This is a genomic window from Oerskovia douganii (assembly GCF_015142735.1).
GTDB classification, from domain to species: Bacteria; Actinomycetota; Actinomycetes; order Actinomycetales; family Cellulomonadaceae; genus Oerskovia; species Oerskovia douganii.
The window spans coordinates 73353-91449 of record NZ_JACSPN010000001.1; the positions used below are offsets into that span (position 1 = coordinate 73353).

At 74.4% G+C, this 18097-nt stretch carries 17 protein-coding genes and 1 pseudogene; 10 read left to right on the forward strand and 8 right to left on the reverse strand.

Features of this window, described 5'->3' with window-relative positions:
- Positions 1–35 precede the first annotated feature (35 nt).
- Together H9623_RS00290 and H9623_RS00295 are read right to left on the reverse strand one after the other, a co-directional pair.
- Complete coding sequence (locus H9623_RS00290; RefSeq protein ID WP_193718096.1) at positions 36–2618, reverse strand: ABC transporter permease; 2583 nt, start codon at positions 2616–2618, stop codon at positions 36–38.
- Positions 2618–3406 carry an ABC transporter ATP-binding protein gene (locus tag H9623_RS00295; RefSeq protein WP_193718097.1) on the reverse strand — a complete coding sequence of 263 codons (789 nt, stop codon included), beginning with the start codon at positions 3404–3406 and terminating at the stop codon, positions 2618–2620. Before H9623_RS00295 ends, H9623_RS00290 begins: the two co-directional genes overlap by 1 nt.
- A 166-nt stretch (positions 3407–3572) precedes the next feature.
- Here H9623_RS00295 and H9623_RS00300 point away from each other — a divergent pair, with 166 nt between their 5' ends.
- Positions 3573–4607, forward strand: a complete 1035-nt coding sequence (locus tag H9623_RS00300) for a Gfo/Idh/MocA family protein (protein ID WP_193718098.1) — start codon at positions 3573–3575, stop codon at positions 4605–4607.
- A 162-nt stretch (positions 4608–4769) separates the two neighbouring features.
- On the forward strand, positions 4770–5864 hold the full coding sequence (locus H9623_RS00305) for a Gfo/Idh/MocA family protein (RefSeq protein ID WP_193718099.1): 1095 nt from the start codon (positions 4770–4772) through the stop codon (positions 5862–5864).
- A 107-nt stretch (positions 5865–5971) separates the two neighbouring features.
- Here H9623_RS00305 and H9623_RS00310 read toward each other — a convergent pair whose 3' ends face one another.
- A complete protein-coding gene (locus H9623_RS00310; RefSeq protein WP_193718100.1) occupies positions 5972–6196 on the reverse strand; it encodes a hypothetical protein in 225 nt (74 codons plus the stop codon).
- 89 nt (positions 6197–6285) lie between these two features.
- Between H9623_RS00310 and H9623_RS00315 the strand changes: the two genes are divergently transcribed.
- Both H9623_RS00315 and H9623_RS00320 read left to right on the forward strand, forming a co-directional pair.
- Positions 6286–6798: a MarR family winged helix-turn-helix transcriptional regulator gene (locus tag H9623_RS00315; RefSeq protein WP_193718101.1), complete on the forward strand. Its 513-nt coding sequence runs from the start codon at positions 6286–6288 to the stop codon at positions 6796–6798.
- Positions 6799–6864: 66 nt separating this feature from the next.
- Complete coding sequence (locus H9623_RS00320; protein WP_193718102.1) at positions 6865–7962, forward strand: FUSC family protein; 1098 nt, start codon at positions 6865–6867, stop codon at positions 7960–7962.
- A gap of 21 nt (positions 7963–7983) precedes the next feature.
- On the opposite strand, the gene H9623_RS00325 is transcribed toward H9623_RS00320, so the two are convergent.
- Positions 7984–8715 (reverse strand): HAD-IA family hydrolase, encoded by a 732-nt coding sequence (locus H9623_RS00325; protein WP_193718103.1) that lies wholly within the window; start codon positions 8713–8715, stop codon positions 7984–7986.
- A 67-nt stretch (positions 8716–8782) separates the two neighbouring features.
- On the opposite strand from H9623_RS00325, the pseudogene tmk reads away from it, so the two are divergent.
- The 5 genes and pseudogenes from tmk to H9623_RS00350 form a co-directional block, all read left to right on the forward strand.
- Positions 8783–9403 (forward strand): annotated as a pseudogene (gene tmk, locus H9623_RS00330) (dTMP kinase); the annotation flags it as partial.
- 185 nt (positions 9404–9588) lie between these two features.
- On the forward strand, positions 9589–10725 hold the full coding sequence (locus tag H9623_RS00335; protein WP_193718105.1) for a DNA polymerase III subunit delta': 1137 nt from the start codon (positions 9589–9591) through the stop codon (positions 10723–10725).
- Positions 10726–10839: 114 nt separating this feature from the next.
- Complete coding sequence (locus H9623_RS00340; protein WP_193718106.1) at positions 10840–11502, forward strand: hypothetical protein; 663 nt, start codon at positions 10840–10842, stop codon at positions 11500–11502.
- Between the two features lie 414 nt (positions 11503–11916).
- Positions 11917–12174, forward strand: a complete 258-nt coding sequence (locus H9623_RS00345; protein WP_227747972.1) for a DUF6098 family protein — start codon at positions 11917–11919, stop codon at positions 12172–12174.
- Positions 12175–12314: 140 nt separating this feature from the next.
- Positions 12315–13001, forward strand: a complete 687-nt coding sequence (locus tag H9623_RS00350) for a PAS and ANTAR domain-containing protein (protein ID WP_193718107.1) — start codon at positions 12315–12317, stop codon at positions 12999–13001.
- A gap of 42 nt (positions 13002–13043) precedes the next feature.
- Here the strand turns inward: H9623_RS00350 and H9623_RS00355 are convergent, their stop codons facing one another.
- The 3 genes from H9623_RS00355 to H9623_RS00365 form a co-directional block, all read right to left on the reverse strand.
- Entirely contained in the window at positions 13044–14282 is a 1239-nt protein-coding gene (locus H9623_RS00355; protein ID WP_193718108.1) for a low temperature requirement protein A, read from the reverse strand.
- A 70-nt stretch (positions 14283–14352) separates the two neighbouring features.
- Complete coding sequence (locus tag H9623_RS00360) at positions 14353–14724, reverse strand: YybH family protein (RefSeq protein WP_193718109.1); 372 nt, start codon at positions 14722–14724, stop codon at positions 14353–14355.
- Positions 14725–14836: 112 nt separating this feature from the next.
- On the reverse strand, positions 14837–15724 hold the full coding sequence (locus tag H9623_RS00365) for an alpha/beta fold hydrolase (protein WP_193718110.1): 888 nt from the start codon (positions 15722–15724) through the stop codon (positions 14837–14839).
- 302 nt (positions 15725–16026) lie between these two features.
- Between H9623_RS00365 and H9623_RS00370 the strand changes: the two genes are divergently transcribed.
- Entirely contained in the window at positions 16027–16671 is a 645-nt protein-coding gene (locus H9623_RS00370) for a LysE family translocator (protein WP_193718111.1), read from the forward strand.
- Positions 16672–16815: 144 nt separating this feature from the next.
- Here H9623_RS00370 and H9623_RS00375 read toward each other — a convergent pair whose 3' ends face one another.
- Positions 16816–18060 carry an MFS transporter gene (locus H9623_RS00375; protein WP_193718112.1) on the reverse strand — a complete coding sequence of 415 codons (1245 nt, stop codon included), beginning with the start codon at positions 18058–18060 and terminating at the stop codon, positions 16816–16818.
- Between the last annotated feature and the right edge of the window lie 37 nt (positions 18061–18097).

Sequence of the window (18097 nt, forward strand, 5' to 3'; positions counted from 1 at the left end):
CGAGCCGGGCCCCCGAGCGCCGGGGCGCAGGCGCGTCAGTCGACCGTGACGGCCTCCAGGACCGGCAGGCGCGAGGCCCGGATGCCCGGCCACACGCTCGCCACGAGCCCGATCACGACCGCGAGCCCCAGCACCGCGAGCACCTGCCCCCAGGGGATCGCGAGGCTCGAGAGCCCCTGCTCGGCGAGCACCCCCGGCAGGGCCGCCGCGATCGCGATGCCCGTGATCACGCCCAGCACGGTCCCGTAGACCGCGGTCAGCACGGACTCGATCGTGATGATGCCCGCGAGCTGGAGGCGCCCGAGGCCCACCGCACGCAGCAGCCCGATCTCGCGCGTGCGCTCGATGATGGACAGCGCGAGCGTGTTGACGATGCCCAGGAGGGCGATGACGATCGACAGCCCGAGCAGCGCGTAGAGGATCACGAGGACCTGGTCGACCTGGGCCGCGGCCGCGTTCGCGAGCTCCTCGCGGTCCAGGACCGAGACCACGAGGAAGGGCTTGACGGCGTCGGTGAGCGCATCGCGCAGCTCGGCGGTCGTGGTGCCGGGAGCGGCCGTGACGTAGATCGCCCACGTCGGGATCTCGGGTGCGCCCACGCTCGCGTACGTCGCGTCGGCGAGCACCACGTCGGACGAGATGACCTGGGTGTCGACGACGGCCCCGACGCGCACCTCCACGGTGCGTGCGCCGTCGTCGCTCGTGAGGGTGAGCGCGTCGCCGACCTCCCAGCTGTGGTCACGGGCCGCGGCCCGACGTACCACGGCCTCCCCGTCGTCGAGCGCCCGGTCGGGGTCGCCCTCGACCACGGGCGCGTCGAGGGCCTCGGTGAAGAACCCGGGCGGCACGACCGTGGCGCCGCTGGCCTGGCCGTCCACGTCGAGGGTCCCGAGCTGCAGCGCGAGCGCCTGCCCGACGGCGGGGAGCCCGGTCACGGCATCGGTGACCCCTGGCGGGAGCGCGCCCGTGGCGGCTGCGGCCTGGACCACGTAGTCGGCCCGCATCTGCTCGTCGACGATCGACCGGACCGAGGCCTGCGTCGAGGCCGCGATGACCCCGGTCGCGCTCACGAGCGCCATCCCGATCAGGAGCGCACCGGCCGTGTTGGAGGTGCGGCGCGGGCTGCGCGTGACGTTGCCGCGGGCCAGGCGCCCGAGCGGGCGGATCGCGGCGACGGCCGGGACCGCGAGCACCGTGATGACGGCCCCCGCGATCGCGGGGGACAGCACCAGGACCCCCACGAGGGCCGCGCCCGCGCCGACCGCGAGCACGACGCGGGGGTCGAGGTCGTCGACCGGAGCCCACCCGGTCGGGTCGGCCGACGCCGAGCTGCCCAGCCGTGAGGCCAGCACGAGCAGGCCGGCGCCGACCACCACCAGCACGAGCCCGACCACCGCACGGGTGCCGGTCCCGCGGTCCGGTGCGACGTCGTCGTGCATGGCCTGGACCGGCGGGGTGAGGGCCGCGTGGCGGCCCGGGACCGCGGCCGCGATCACGCTCACCAGGACGCCCAGCGAGATCGCGACCACGACCGACGTCGCGCTCAGGGGCACCCGCCCCGAGAGCTCCATGCCCGTCGAGCCGAACACCGCGCGCAGCGCGCTGACCAGGACCCGTCCCAGGACCACGCCCGTGGCCGCGCCCAGCAGCCCCACCGCGACGGCCTGCGCCACGATCGACGCGAACACCTGCGCGGGCGAGGCGCCGAGCGCCCGCAGCAGCGCGAACTCGCGCTGACGCTCGCGCACGGACATCGCGAACGTGTTGGCGATGATGAACGCGCCGACGAACAGCGCGATCGCAGCGAAGACGAGCAGGAACGTCTCGATGAACCCGAGGATCTCCTCGACCCCCTGGCGGGCCTCCTCGCGCACGGCCTCGCCCGTGACGGACTCGGTGCCGGCCGGGAGGACCCGCGCGACGCGCTCGGCGAGGTCCTGCTCGGTCACGTCCCCCGCGGCGTAGACGGAGATCGTGGGGACCGTGCCGTCCGGCGCGTAGGTCGCGAGCGCGGTGGCGGGGTCGAGCCCCACCAGGATGGTGCCCGCCGCGGCGGCCTCGATCGCGAAGATCCCCGTGACCGCGACGGGCTGCGGGGCGCCCGCGAGGACCACGGTCGTCGTGTCGCCCGTCGTCAGGCCCGCGGCGGACGCGGCGCTCTCCTCCAGGGCGATCTGCGCGCCGCCCACGGGCCAGGCGCCGCTCGCGAGGGTCACGGTCGGCTCGTCGGGGCCGACCGCGATCCCGATGCTCGGGGGGCCCGACGTCGTGACGGCCGTGCCGTCGGCCGCGACCAGGACGATCGGACCCGACGCGTCGGGCACGGCGCGCGCGACGCCGTCGACCCCCGCGACCGTGTCCGCGAGCGTGACCGGGACAGGGCTGTGGGGCGTCCCGAACGAGGTGCCCGCGCTCGTCGTGTCGTCGATCTCCTCCGTGCCGCGCACGTAGACGTCGGCGACGAGCGTGGTCGCGATGATCTCGTCGAACGTCGAGGACAGCATCGCGCGGAACGTGAACGTCCCCACGACGAACGCGACGCCGAGCATGACCGCGAGCGTCGACAGCAGGAAGCGGACCAGGTGCGCCCGGACCCCGCGCAGCGCGACCCGCAGCATCAGTCCTCCTCCGCCTGACCGAGCGCGTCGAGGATGTCGCGTCTCGTCGGTGCGGAGAGGTCGGCCGTGATCCGCCCGTCGGTCAGGAACAGGACGCGGTGCGCGTACGAGGCCGCGCGCGGGTCGTGCGTGACCATGACGACCGTCTGCCCCAGCTCGTCGACCGAGCGCCGCAGGAAGCCCAGGACCTCGGCGGACGAGCGCGAGTCCAGGTTGCCCGTGGGCTCGTCGGCGAACACGACCGACGGCCGCGACACCAGGGCCCGCGCGCACGCGACCCGCTGCTGCTGCCCGCCCGAGAGCTCGGACGGCCGGTGGTGCAGGCGGTCGCCCAGGCCCACCGCGGACACGACCTCCTCGAACCAGGCCCGGTCCACCGGGACCCGGGCGATGTCGAGCGGGAGCGTGATGTTCTCCGCGGCCGTGAGCGTCGGGACCAGGTTGTACGACTGGAACACGAACCCGATCCGGGTCCGCCGCAGGGCCGTGAGACGGCGCTGCGACAGCCGGCTCACCTCGGTCCCGCCGATCACGACGCTGCCCGACGTGGGCGCGTCGAGCCCGGCCAGGCAGTGCATGAGCGTCGACTTGCCCGAGCCCGAGGGGCCCATGATCGCGGTGAGCTCGGCCGACCGGAAGTCGACGTCGACGCCGTCGAGCGCGCGGACGGCCGTCTCGCCCTGGCCGTACGTCTTGACCAGGCCGCGGGCCCACGCCGCAGCCCCGGGAGGCGCGTCCCCCGGCCGGGCGGACCCGGGCGGGCTGGTCGGGGAAGCCGTGGGCTCCATCGGAGGCCCCCTTCGGTCGACGAGTCTCCATCCTGACCCCGGACGGGCACGACGTGCGACACGTCGGCGCGGTGCGGCCGCCCGCGGGTCGCGCCCGTCGGCTCTGTGCGTCCGCCCGCGGGCCGCGCCCGGCCGCGGGACCGGCGGTCGGCAGTAGCGTGGAGGCATGGTCTCTCACGCCGTGGTGAACGTGCTCGACGCCGTGCCCTCCCCGGGGGACGCCCCGCCCGTGCGCTGGGGGATCCTCGGCGCGGGCAGGATCGCGGCGGACTTCGCGGACGAGGTGCGGGTCTTCACCCAGGGGCACGTGGCGGCCGTGGGGTCGAGGGACGAGCACCGTGCGCGGGACTTCGTGCAGCGGCACGCCCCCTCGGCGGCCGTGCACGGCTCGTACGAGGCGCTGGTCGCCGACCCCGACGTGGACGTCGTGTACGTCGCGACTCCGCACTCGCACCACCGTGACCACGCGCTGCTGGCGATCGCCGCTGGCCGGCACGTCCTGGTCGAGAAGGCGTTCACGCGCAACGAGGCCGAGGCCCGCGAGGTGTTCGACGCGGCGCGGGCCGCGGGCGTGTTCGTCATGGAGGCCATGCTCACGCGGCACCTGCCGCACGTGGCGGCGATCCGGGCACTGATCGCGCAGGGCGAGGTCGGGGAGGTCAGGTCGGTCACGGCGGGCTACGGGTCCGCCGCGGCGTACGACCCGTCGCACCGGCTCTTCGCGCCCGAGCTCGCGGGTGGGGCGCTGCTCGACATCGGGGTCTACCCGCTCGCGTTCGCCATGGACCTCCTGGGCGTGCCCGACGCCGTCACGGCGGTCGGTCTGCTGGCTCCGACCGGGGTGGACGCCCAGTCGACCGTGGTGCTGCGGTACGGGGACAGGGCGACGGCGACGTTGTCCTCGTCGGTCCTGGCGCGGTCCGCGACGTCGCTCGTGGTCGCGGGTACGGGGGGCCGGATCGAGGTTGCGGACCGGTTCATGGTGCCCACGGCGTTCAGCGTGGTGTGGGCCGACGGGGCGCGGCGCGAGTACGACGGGTTCGTGCCGGCGGGCAAGCAGTACGAGGCCGCGGAGGTCGCACGGTGCGTCGCGGCCGGCGTGCCGGAGAGCCCGCGCATGACGTGGCAGGACACGTTGGACCTGATGCGGGTCATGGACGCGGCACGGGCGCAGCTCGGGGTCGTATACCCGGGCGAGTGAACGGTCGCGGGCCGAGGGCGGGGTCGAGGACGGGGCGAGGTCGTCCTGGCGGGCGGGACGACCTCGATCGGGGGGTTCGAGAGCGCGCCACCTGGTCGCGTCCTGCGACCACACCTCGGGCAATGACCCGTGGTAGCGCTCTCACGGGGATAGCGTGAGCCCATGAGCAACGACGCCCGCACCGCGGCACCGACCGACCGCCCCGACTCCCTGCCCCGTCTCGCAGCGACCGCCGCCGACCTCCCCGAGGTGATCTCCGGCGTCGTGCCCGATCCTCGGACGGCGCCCCCCGTGCGCTGGGGAATCCTCGGCGCCGGCAACATCGCGGGTTCGTTCGCCGAGGCCGTGCGCGACCACACGCGCGCCCGCGTGGTGGCCGTGGGCTCGCGCGACCGTGCCCGGGCCGAGCACTTCGCGACCGAGCACGGCATCCACACGACCCACACCGACTACACCGACCTCGTCGAGGACCCCCAGGTCGACGTCGTGTACGTCGCGACGCCCCACTCGCACCACCGCGACCACGCGCTGCTGGCGATCGCCGCGGGCAAGCACGTCCTGGTCGAGAAGGCGTTCACGCGCAACGAGGCCGAGGCGCGCGAGATCCTCGACGCCGCGCGGGCCGCGGGCGTGTTCGTCATGGAGGCCATGTGGACGCGCTTCCTGCCGCACGTCGCGGCCCTGCGGGGAGTGATCGCGCGCGGCGAGATCGGCGAGATCGTCAACGTGACCGCCGACCACGGCCAGTTCTTCCCGTTCGACCCCGAGCACCGGCTCTACGCGCCCGGGCTCGCAGGCGGCGCGCTGCTCGACCTGGGCGTGTACCCCGTGTCGTTCGCCCACGACGTCCTGGGGGCGCCGTCGTCGGTCACCGCGGTCGGGGCGCTCACGGAGACGGGGGTCGACGGCCAGCTCGGCATCACGCTCGGCTACGGGCAGGCCCTGGCCACGCTGTCGACCACGCTGTGGTCGCAGACGCCCAACGTCGCGGCGATCTCCGGGACGGCCGGGCGCATCGAGGTCGAGGGCACGTTCTACGCCCCGACGTCGTTCCGCGTGGTCCGCCACGACGGCGCCGAGTGGCGCTACGAGGGATTCCGCGGTGAGGGCAAGCAGTACCAGGCGGCCGAGGTCGCGCGCTGCCTCGAGGCCGGCCTGACCGAGAGCCCCCGCATGACGTGGGAGGGCACGCTCGAGGTCATGCGGACCATGGACGAGGTCCGTCGTCAGGTGGGCGTGGTCTACCCGGGCGAGTGACCCGGGTGGGCTGACCGGGCTGCCGGCTCCAACCGGTGCCGAGAACGGGGTTGCGGTCGTTCTGACGTGCAGAACGACCGCAACCCCGTTCTCGGCAGGGCGAGGGCTCAGCCCGCGGTCGCCTCGTCCGTGTGCTCGACGACGTAGCTGCGGCCGTCGGGGCCCGTCACGTACTCGAAGCGCGTCTTGAGCTCGCGGTCGCGCTCGGCCTCGGCCGCGGAGACGCCGCGCCCGGGCGAGCCCTGCTTCCCGACCTGGGCGGGGCCGAAGATCGGCAGGAACGTCTCGGTCATGCGCAGGCCCAGGGGGCGTCGTCGCTGCTTGTCGGCCATGCGCCTCTCCTCACGAGAACCGGTGCAAATGCATGGTGCACCAATGATTGGTGTACCAAGCATAGGGGAGATCTGGCTACGATGACGACATGACCACCTCGATCCAGAGCGCCGCGCCCGACGCACCGTCGGCAGCGGCGCGTGCGCCGGGCCCGGACCCGCTCGCCCTCGAGTCCCAGGTCTGCTTCGCGCTCTCCGCCGGCGCCCGGGCCATGGTCGCCATGTACAAGCCGCTGCTCGAGCCGCTGCGGCTCACGCATCCCCAGTACCTCGTGATGCTGGCCCTGTGGCAGGACGCGGCGACCGGTCAGCGCACCACGGCCACGTCGCTCGCCGACCGGCTCCACCTGGACCCGGGCACGCTCTCGCCGCTCGTCCGACGGCTCGAGACCACGGGATACCTCACCCGGTCCCGCAACGAGCACGACGGCCGCGTCGTCGACGTGACCCTCACCCCGGCCGGGCGCGAGCTGCGGGCGAGGGCGGAGGAGGTGCCCCCCGCCATCACCGCTGCGACGGGCCTGACGATCGACGAGCTCATGGACGTGCACGCGGCAGCCTCCAAGGTCGTGGCCGCAGGCCTGCGGGCCGGTGTGATCTGAGGGCGGTCCGCCGCTGACGGGGCCCGACCCGCTGCGACCGCCGCGGCCCGTGCCTAGGGTGTCCGGATGACCACCCCCAGCCCGACCGACCGGCCCGTGCCGCGTCCGAGGCGTCTCGCCGCCGAAGCGATGCGGCAGTGGCGTCTGCACCCGAGGTGGGGCATGGCGCTGCGGGGAGCCGTGGCGGCCGGCATCGCGTGGGTCGTCGGGATCGCCATGCCCGAGCCGTTCTCGGACTATCCCTACTACGCGCCCCTGGGGGCGGTGGTCGCGACGACGAGCACCGTGGCACGCTCCGTCCGGGACTCGTTCCAGGCCGTGGGCGCCATCCTCGTCGGCGTCGTCATCGCGCGGGCGGCGGACTTCCTCCTCGCTCCCAGTGCGCTGTCGATCGCGATCGTGGTCGCCCTGGCGACGCTGGCCGCGGGCTGGGTCGCGCTCGGGGAGATGGGCTCGTGGGCGGTCACGTCGGCCCTGTTCGTCCTCATCGTGGGGAACACGGACAAGATCGGCTACATGGGCGCGTACGCGGGACTGGTGGTCGTCGGAGCTCTCATCGGCATCCTCATCAACCTCCTCTTCCCCCCGTTGCCGCTCGTCGCCACGGACGTGGCGCTCGAACGGTTGAAGAACGCCTTGGCCGACCAGCTCGACCACCTCGCGGACGGCCTCGACCGGGACGTGGCCCCCACGCACGAGGAGTGGGACGAGCGGCGGCTGCTGCTGGGCCCGGTGGTCGACCGTTCCCGGCAGTCGGCGGACCAGGCTCGTGAGGCGGCCCGGGCCAACCGGCGCGCGCGACGCTACGCGGACGCGACGCGCGCGCAGCGCGAGCAGTCCGAGGCGCTGTCGACGATGTCGGGGGTCGTGACGGACCTGACACGGCTCATCACGAGCTGGGAGACGCAGGACCGCGACGACCTCGCCTTCGGTGAGCCGTTGCGCCCCCTGGTGCGTGACGCCCTGTGGGAGCTCGCGGAGGCCGTGCGCTCGTCGGCCGCGGGCCGTGTCGACCAGGACGGTCTCGAGCGACTGCACGAGAAGACCGAGGGCCTCCGGCGGGCGGTCCGGGACGCCCGCAGCACGTCCGAGGAGGACTTCTTCGTCGCGGGCGCGACCGTGCTCTCGCTCCGGCGTGCGGCCGACGCGTTCGACGCGTCGTAGCCCGTCGGGTGCTGCGGACGCTCAGGCGTCGGTGACGCGGATCGACCCGTCCTGCCCGACGACGAAGCGCACCCGGTCGAGCCCGCTCGCTCCCGCGTCGGGCACGACGGCGCCGCCCGCGAGCTGCTCGAACGTGTGGGTGCCCTCGACGACGAGCACCGCGCACCCTGCCGCGCGTCCGGCCGTGACCCCGGCGGGGGCGTCCTCGACCACGAGGCACCGGGCCGGGTCCACGCCCAGGCGCTCGGCCCCGAGTAGGAACGGGTCGGGGCTCGGCTTGCCGTGCGCGACGTCGTCCGCCGTCACGACGACCGCGGGCGGCTCGAGGCCCGATGCTGCGATGCGGGCGGCCGCGAGCGGTCGCGTGCACGACGTGACGATCGCCTGGCGCGTGGGCGGGATCGACGCGAAGGCGTCGACCGTGCCCGGCAGGATGCGCACGCCCTCGGTGTCGTTCAGCTCGAGGTCGTGGATGCGGTCGTACGCCGCCTCCACCTGGTCGGCCGGTAGGAGGCGCGCGATGAAGGTCCGCGCGGGCGTCCCGTGCTCGACCTGGAACGTGTCCGCGTCCGGCAGGCCGTACTCGTGCGCCCAGCGGCGCCAGTTCCGGTCGACCGCGGGCACCGAGTCGATCAGGGTGCCGTCCATGTCGAACAGGATCGCGTCGAAGGTCCGGTCGGCGAACGCGGCGCCGGGCGTCGGGAGCGCGGGGGACTCGGGGAGGTCGGGGCCGGGTACGGGGAGGACGGACATGCCACCGAGGCTACCGGCCGTGTCGCGGGGGCGGACCGGTGTCAGGTGGCCCGACTATCGTGGGCGCGTGAGCACACCCGGTTACTTCATCTCGTTCGAGGGCGGCGACGCCGTCGGCAAGTCCACCCAGTCCCGCCTCCTGGGGGAGTGGTTGGGCGAGCTGACCGGCCGCGAGGTCGTGCTGACGCGCGAGCCCGGGGGGACGGAGCTGGGGGCCGAGCTGCGTCAGGCCGTGCTGCACGGCCGGGACATGGACGCCCGCACCGAGGCCCTGATCTACGCGGCGGACCGCGCCCACCACGTCGCGCACCTGGTCCGCCCCGCGCTCGAGCGCGGGGCCGTGGTCGTCACGGACCGCTACCTCGACTCGTCGGTCGCCTACCAGGCCGGTGGTCGTGAGCTGGGCGTGGACGAGGTCGAGCTCATCTCGCTGTGGGCCGTGCAGGGGCTCATGCCGGACGTCACGGTCCTGCTCGACCTGGACCCGGCGGTCGCGGTCGAGCGGATCGAGGGGAAGCCGGACCGGTTGGAGAGCGCGGGGATCGACTTCCACCGCCGCACGCGCGAGGCGTACCTCTCCCGGGCCGCGGCGGACCCCGAGCGGTGGGTCGTGATCGACGCGGCCGGCTCGATCGAGGACATCCAGGCCCAGATCCGGGTGGACCTCGCGGCCCGGCTCGAGCTCACGCCCGTCGTCGAGGAGGCGGAGGACACGGTCGAGGCGCTGCCCGACGACGGGTTCGACGACTCCGACTCCGCGATCGGCTACACGCCCGGCCTCGCCGACCTGCCGGTCACGCCTCCCGCGAGCCGCCCCGCCTCCGGCCCCGCCACGGGCACGGTCGCCGCGGACGCGACCGGGACGAGCACACCGTGACCGTCTGGGACGACGTCGTCGGGCAGGAGCACGCGGTCGAGGTCCTCTCGGCCGCGGCGACCGACCCTGCCGCGATGACGCACGGCTGGCTCCTGACGGGCCCCCCGGGGTCGGGGCGGTCCAACGCCGCGCGGGCCTTCGCGGCCGCGCTGCAGTGCGAGCAGGGCGGGTGCGGGGTGTGCCAGGCGTGCACCACGACCCTCGCGGGCACGCACGCCGACGTCACGGTCGTCGCGACAGAGAAGGTCACCATCACGATCGACGAGGTCCGGGACCTGCTGGGTGTCGCGAGCCGTCGCCCGTCGCAGGGGCGCTGGCGCGTCATCATCGTCGAGGACGCCGACCGCATGGCCGAGCGCACCACCAACGTCCTGCTCAAGTCCATCGAGGAGCCGCCGCCGCGCACGGTCTGGATCCTGTGCGCGCCCAGCCCGCAGGACGTCCTGGTCACCATCCGGTCCCGCTGCCGGGGCGTGGCCCTGCGGGTGCCCCCGGTCGAGGCCGTCGCGCAGCTCCTCGTCCGGCGCGACGGCGTGGACCCCGTCGTGGCGGAGGCCGCCGCGCGCGCCGCGCAGAGCCACATCGGCCTCGCCCGACGTCTGGCCCGGGACGGCAAGGCGCGCGAGCGCCGGTCCTCGGTCCTGTCGATCGCCCGCCGGATCCGGGGCGTCGGGGACGCCGTGGTCGCGGCGGGTGAGCTCGTCGAGGTCGCGCAGGCCGAGGCCAAGGCCGCCACGGAGGAGCGGGACGCGGTCGAGAAGGCCGAGCTCCTGCGAGCCCTGGGCGTCGAGGCGGGAGGCACGCTGCCGCCCCGGCTCCGGTCGCAGGTGACGGACCTCGAGAAGGACCAGAAGCGTCGCGCGACCCGACACCAGCGCGACGTCCTGGACCGCGCGATGCTCGACCTGCTCTCGCTCTACCGCGACGTGCTGGTGGTGCAGCTCGGTGCCCACGTGGACCTCGTCAACGCCGAGCTCGCCGAGACCGTGCAGGCGCTCGCGGAGGACTCGACCCCGGAGCAGACCGTGCGCCGCATGGACGCGATCGGCGTCGCGCGCGAGCGCCTCGGCGGGAACGTGGCGCCGCTGCTCGCGCTCGAGGCCATGGCCATCGCGCTGCGTCCGCAGGGCTGAGCCCGCGCGGCACGTCGCGCGCCGCACATCGAGGACGAGGCCCGGGGGCGGGCTGGACGGCGCGTGGGCGGTCCGGGAGGATGTGGCGACCCACCCCTCGACGAGAGCGAACCCATGTCCGACGACGGCTCGACCCGGACCACCGAGCGGCGCGAGGCGGGTCGTGGCGCCCGCGCACGCCGCGGCCCCGGCAGGCCGCGCAGCCCGCGCGGCAGGGAGGGTGAGAAGGGTGGCGCGCTCGCCCTGACCGGGGCCGTGATCTTCTGGGGCGTCGCGGTGATCCACCTGGTCAACGGCTTCACGCGACCGCTCGGCCTGGTCGACGTGCGCGTGGTCGACGCCTCGCGCCTCTCCTCGGTCGCTCAGGAGCAGGTCGACGCGATGGTCACGACGGCCGTCCACGGGACGGCCATCCCCTGGACCGACGTCTACTCCCACCGGCCGCTCGACACGATCGACCTGATCGCGTTCTCCGCGCTCCTGGGGACCGCGTGCTTCCTCACCTTCCTCCTGGCCCGGCAGGGGTCCCGGGGTGCGCGCGACGTCCTGGACGGGACGGCGACGGCGCGCTGGCTCGGGATCGTGCTCGTCGCGGTGGGCGTCGTGCCGGCGCTCGCGCAGTCGCAGGCGACGCGCGTGCGCCTCGCCGACGCGGGGCTCTCCGACGTCCTCGCACCGGCGTACCCGGCCCTGGGATGGGCCTGGGTCGTGGCGGGGGTCGGGGTGGCCCTGGTGGTCCCCGCCCTGCGGAAGGCGTCGCGGCGGGGTCGCGACTGATCGTCGGGCGGGCCGGGCCACGTCCCGGTCCCTGCCCGACGCCGCCGCTCGCCACCGGAGGGGTGCGGCGCCGTCGGGCGTGGTGCGGCTTGTGCCCCCTTCCTGCCCGTATGGAAGGTCGTCGGGCGGGCAGGTAGGGTCGGTGGCGCAACGGGTCAGGCAGTCGGCTCACGCATCCTTCGTCCGAGGAGTCGTCCCGTCATGCCCATCGAAGCCCGTGTGTCCCCACCTTCTCGTGACGGTGCCCGCATCGCCCTCCTGTGCCCGTCGAGCTAGCCGCCGTGTTCACGGTCGAGTCGCTGAAGGAGCTGGTCGAGCTCACGGGGCAGGGCGTCCCCCTGTACGTGCGGTGCAGCGGGGGGGCCCGCGGTCGACGCGACACAGGCTCGCGTCGACCACGAGAGCGGGTGCCGCCTGCCGGGGATCCCGGCCAACCCCCTCGACCCGGAGCCGTGGTGGGCCCGACCACCCGAGCAGTGGGTCGCCCGGCAGCTGCAGCGGTACGCGCACCTCGCCGAGGAGAAGCACTACGCCTGGGTGCTGACCGGGGTCGTCGTGGGCCGCGGGCCGGACTGCGAACCGCTGCTCGGCGATGTCCGGCCCGTGGCCCGGCTCACGGACCAGGTCGTGCACGACGCGACGCGGCTCTACCAGGCGGTGCTCGACCGGTGAGGGACGCCACCCCGGCACCCCGTGCGCCCCCACGCCGACGGCCCGACCGTGTGCGGTTGCGCCCTGCCCGGCCGGGCCTAGCATCAGGAGAACGGATCCCGGGGAGGGCAGCCCCGGGTGTACTGGGGAGTGTCGTGGCCATGGCACAGGACGAGAACAGCGACGACCGAGACCTCGAGGTAGTCCTCCTGGCCGGCGGTCGCCAGCCGGTCGCGCGCTTCGCGCTCGACGTGCCGACGGGGCGGTGGTGGTGGTCGGAGGAGCTGTTCGCGATGCACGGGTTCGCACCCGGGGAAGTCGTCCCGACGACGCAGCTCATGCTGGCGCACAAGCATCCGGACGACGTGACCCGGGTCGCGGGCGTGTTCGCCGACGTCGTACGGACCGGTGCGCCGTTCAGCGTCGTGCACCGGATCGTGGACGCGGCCGGGAGGACCCGGGTCCTGGGGATCGTGGGCCAGGGAGAGATCGACGACCCCGTTGGTCGGGTCACCCGTGTGACGGGGTACTTCATGGACCTCACCGAGTCCCAGGAGGCCCTGGCCCAGGAGCACGCGACCCGGGCGGTCTCCGCGTCCGCGATGCGCAGGGCGACGATCGAGCAGGCCAAGGGGGCGCTCATGGTGGTCTACGGGCTCGCGGACGACGAGGCGTTCGAGATCCTGCGGCACCACTCGAGCATCACCAACGAGCCTGTGCGAGACCTGGCGGCCCGTCTCCTCGCAAGCCTCGGAAGCGGGTCCGACGGTGCGTCGCTGACGCGCGAGGACCTGGACCACTTCTTCGAGGCACCTCACCACTCGCCCCAGGCGAGCCACACGATCTAGGGTGCTCCGGCGTCGGGCGGGAGGCGTGTGGTCCGGGGCCGGTCAGCGCTCCGTGCGCACCGCACGCCGCGACACCGCGACGTCCCCGAGGATCACGGCGAGCAGCACCCCGTTCGAGACCCAGTTGATCGCGAGCGGTGACAGGACAGGGTGCGTCAGGTACAGCAGGCCCAGCGCGACGACCCCGGCGACGTGCGGCAGCGACCACGGGCCGCCCGTCGCGCGCCGGAACAGCGTGTTGCCCACGAGGTAGACCGTGCCCGCGCCGCAGATCAGCCCTGCGGTCCACGGCTCGGCGTGGCCCGAGCCCTCGTGGCCCAGAGGGTGCAGCAGCACGATCTCGTCCGCGACGGCCGTCAGCACGATCCCGACCACGATCAGGTAGGGGATGTACGTGTACGCGGTCTGCGCGATCATGCCGGGGGAGTCCGACCCCGCGAAGTACGCCGTGGCGCGCCGCTCGGAGCGGTCGAAGTACAGCAGCCACATCAGGACGGTCGAGGCGAAGGCCGCGAGGAACGCCAGCAGCACCGTGCCCGTCAGCTCGAGGTCGCCGAACGCCGTGCCCGTGACGATGATCGACTCGCCCAGGCTGATGATGATGAACAGGCCCACCCGCTCGGCCATGTGCCCGCCGCGCACGACCCACGTCGCTGGGTCCGTCGGTCCCAGGACCGGGACCCGGAACAGGGCGCGCGGCCCCGTGTAGTCGACGAGGACGGCCGCGACCCACAGGAGCAGCCGCCACGAGTCGTCCGGGACGAGCGCCCCCGCGATCCACAGGACGCCCGAGCAGACCTGCCACACCGTGATCCGCACGAAGTTCGTGCCGTTCTCCGGCCAGTGCCGGTGCAGGGCGTACGCCGTCCAGGCCGAGCGTCCCACCTGGATCGCGACGAACGTCCCCGCGAACAGCAGCGCCTTCTCGCCGAACGCCTCGGGGATCGCGCTCGACATGAGCAGCCCCAGCAGCATCATCACGATCAGCAGGGTCCGCACGGGGTGGCGCTCGGGATCGAGCCAGTTGGTGACCCACGTGGTGTCGATCCACAGGTACCAGACCGCGGCCCCCAGGATGAGCGTCTGGACCAGGGTCGTGCCGTCGGGGTGCGCGATGAGCGAGTGCGAGAGCTGGGTCACCGCGAACACGAACACCAGGTCGAAGAACAGCTCGATGTAGCCGACCTTGTCCGAGTCGTGGCCCTGCCCGTGGCGCAGCACGTCCGCGCGCATTCCCCACGTGCCGGGAGTGCGCGGGGCGCGGGGAGCGTCGGCGCTCATGCTCGCGATCCTCGCACGCGACGGGGGACGCGTCGCGGGCTGCGCTCGGCGGCCCGGCCCGCTGCCCGGCTCAACCCGCCGTGTACGGCTTGGTCGGCCAGTACGCCCACTCGGCGAAGTCCTCGACGCGGCCGTCGTCCGCGAACCGCAGGATCCACAGGTCGCGGTACTCCTGGGGGTCGGGCCCGCCGTAGCGGACCTCGACCCGGACGACCGCGGCGAGCCCGTCGACCGCGACGGGCTCGGCGGTCATGGTGAACGTCTGCCCGGCGTCCGCGAGCCAGAAGTCCCGGATCTGGTCGTGACCGCGCAGCGGGTCGTCGTACGGGGAGCGGGCGTACGCGGCGTCCTCGGTGAAGAGTGCCGAGACGGCCCGCGGGTCCTCCGCGCGCCACGCCGTCTCGTAGGCGCCGACCCACGCCATGACGCTGTCGCGGTCCATGTGTCCTCCTCAGGGTCGGTTGGTCGGTCGGTCGGTCGGTCGGGGCGGCCGGGGGGCTGCCGGCCGGGCGCTCCCGGGCGCTCCCGGCAGCTCGGGACGCCCGGCCCGCCCGTCAGCGGATGTCCGTGCCCTCCAGGACCGTGCGCAGCGCGGACGCGAACCCGTCGGGGTCGCCCGGCATGCCGTACTCGTCGCCCAGGAAGCCGCCGTGGTTGCTGGGGAACGCGACGGCCTCGGTCCCGATGTTCTTGGCGATGGCACGCGCCGACCGGGCCGCCATCTGCTCGCCCGACTCCTCGCCCGCCGCGAGGACCACCCGGGTCGACGCGCGCGAGAGCGCGTCGTAGTCGGGCTCGTAGCCCGTGCCGCTGAGGAGGTTCTGCCCCAGCAGGGCGTCGTCGCGCGACCCGTCGTCCTCGGCGGGGAAGCCGAACGCGCCCGGGTCGGGCACCGGCTGGTCGGCGAAGTCGTCCGGGAACGGCCCCTCCCAGCTCGTGAGGGCGATGAAGTGCGCCATGCCCGCGCCGAAGCCTCGCTCCTGGTAGGTCCTCGAGACGGCCTGGATCGCGGCGAGCACCGCGTCGCGGTCCGGCAGCGCGGGGCCCGACGGCGGCTCGTGGGCCACGAGGGTCCGCACCTGCTCGGGGTGGGCCGCGACGAGCGCGAGGGCGTTGACCGCCCCGCCGCTGCTCGCGAGGACGTCGACCGGCCCGGACCCCAGGGCCTCGATCACGAGGTGCAGGTCGTCGGCGTGGTGGTCGGGCGTGACGGGCGTCGACGGGTCGGTGCGCGGGCTGCGCGAGACGCCGCGCGGGTCGTACGTCACGACGGGGCGGTCGGTGAAGTGCGAGGCCAGGGTGCCGAAGCCCTCGGCCCCCATGGGGGAGCCGATGAGCAGCAGCACGGGCGCCTCGGGGGTCGCGTCGGCGAGGTTCCCCCGGACGTCGTAGGTGATGGTCGCCCCGGGCGCCTCGAGGGTCCGGGTCTCGATGTCGGTCACGGTCGTGCCTCTCGATCGGGTGAGCGGGGCGGCGTGGGTGCCGGCCGTCTCTGCGGGTCGTCGTCCGCGTACGGGACGAAGACCCGCCGCGCCGCCCGAACTCATCGGCCCCTGCCCCTCCCACCCTGCCGCGCGGTGCGCAGTCGTGCACGGCGAGCGTCCCTCCCGCGTCCGGCCGTCGCGCGCTCGCGGGGCTCGGGCCCCGAGAGGGGTGGTGGTCACCGTGCGCCGGGGGCAGAATGCCGAGGAGGACGAGCTCGACGGCCGCGCACGGCGGCGCATCGCGACAGGAGGCCGCGCACATGGTCGGTACGGCAGCGGTCCTGGGGATGACGGCCGTCGCCCTGGGCATGGTCCTGACGCCCGGTCCCAACATGGTCTACCTGGTCTCGCGCAGCATCAGCCAGGGGTGGCAGGCGGGCATGGTCTCGCTCGCGGGGACAGCGTCCGGCTTCGTCGTCTACATGACCCTGGCGAACCTGGGGCTCGCGGCCGTCTTCGTCGTGGTGCCGTGGCTGTACGTCGGCCTCAAGGTCGCGGGCGCGTGCTACCTGCTCTACCTCGCGTGGAGGACGCTGCGCCCGGGCGGGCGCTCCCCGTTCGAGGCGCAGGACCTCCCGCGCGACTCGCGCGCCACGCTGTTCCGCATGGGGCTGCTCACCAACCTGCTCAACCCCAAGGCCGCGATCATGTACCTCGCGCTCATCCCGCAGTTCATCGACCCGGCCGCGGGCAGCGTCATGGGGCAGGGGTTCGTGCTGGGCGGCGTGCAGATCGGGGTGAGCATGGCCGTCAACGCGGCGATCGTCCTCGCGGCAGGCAGCATCGCGGTCTTCCTGCGCTCGCGCCCCACGTGGATGCGCTGGCAGCGCCGCGCGACGGGCACCCTGCTGGGTGCGGTGGGGGTACGGCTCGCGATCGACGCCCCGGCCCCGGCGACGGCGTGAGGCCGCACGCCCGACGTCGTCGCTCGCCGCCCGGGTCCGCCTCGCCCGAGGCCTCGCACGGGCAGGCACGGGCAGGCACGGGTCGGCACGGAGAGGCGCGACGAGCCTCCGAGGTGCGCTGCGCCGTCGGGCCCGCGACGTGCCTCACGCGGACCGCAGCGACCGCGACCCCAGGGTGAGCAGCGGTGCCGCGAGCGTCGCGGCCGCGACGAACAGCGCGACGCCCGTCCACCCCGCCTGCACCCACGCGACGCCTCCGAGCCACCCCAGCAGGCTCGACGCCGCGTAGTAGAAGACGTTGTACAGCGACGTCGCCTGCGCCCGCCCCACCACCGCCCGGTGCCCGACCCACCCCGACGCGACCGCGTGCGCCCCGAAGAACGCCGCCGTCAGGACCACGAGGCCCAGCAGGACCACGAGGATCTGCGGCGCGAGCGTCAGGAGCGCCCCCGCACCCATCGCGCCGCCCGCCACGGCCAGGACCCGGCGGCGACCCCACCGCAGCGTGAGGCTGCCCGCGAGCCGTGACGACACGGTCCCGCCCAGGTACGCGAAGAACACGAGCGACGTGACCGCGGGCGACAGCAGGTACGGCGGGGCCTCGAGCCGGAACCCCAGGTAGTTGTACGTCGTCACGAACCCGCCGATGACCAGCGCGCCGTTCGCGTACAGGACGAGGAGGCCACGGTCGCGCAGGTTCGCGACCACGAGCGCACCGACCTCGCGCAGGCTCGCACCGCCCGGGACGAACCCCCGCGCCCGCGGCACGAGCACCACGAACACCACGGCCGCGACCGCGCACAGCCCCGACACCACGGCCAGGCCCACGCGCCAGCCCGCGACCTCCCCGACCGACGCCGCGAGCACCCGGCCCGCGAGCCCGCCCACCGACGCCCCGCCGACGAACAGCCCTGCGACCACGGCCGTGTGCGCCGCCCGGATCTCCTCGTGCAGCAGCGTCACCGCCAGCGCAGGGACCCCGCCCAGGGCCGCCCCCGCGAGGAAGCGGCCCGCGACGAGGAGCTCGGTCGTCGGTGCGAACGGCACCAGGACGCCCAGGGCGCTCGCGGCCACCAGCGCGGCCCGCATGGCGCGGACGCGGCCGACGCGGTCGGCGACCACGGACCAGGGCAGGACCGCGAGCGCGAGGCCGAGCGTCGCGGCCGAGACCGTGAGCGAAGCCGTGGGGGCCGAGACCCCGAGGTCGGCCGCGACGGCGGGCAGGATCCCCTGCGGCGAGTAGAGCTGCGCGAACGTCGCGACCCCCGCGCACACGAGCGCGACGACCGTCCGGCGGTACCCCTGGGAGCCCTTCCGGTGACCCGTCCACGGCGCGCGCGGGCCGGGCAGGGCGGGTGCTGCGGCCGTTCCCGCGCCGAGGGTCGTCATGGGCTCGACCGTAGGAATCCCGGACTCTTGCGTCCAA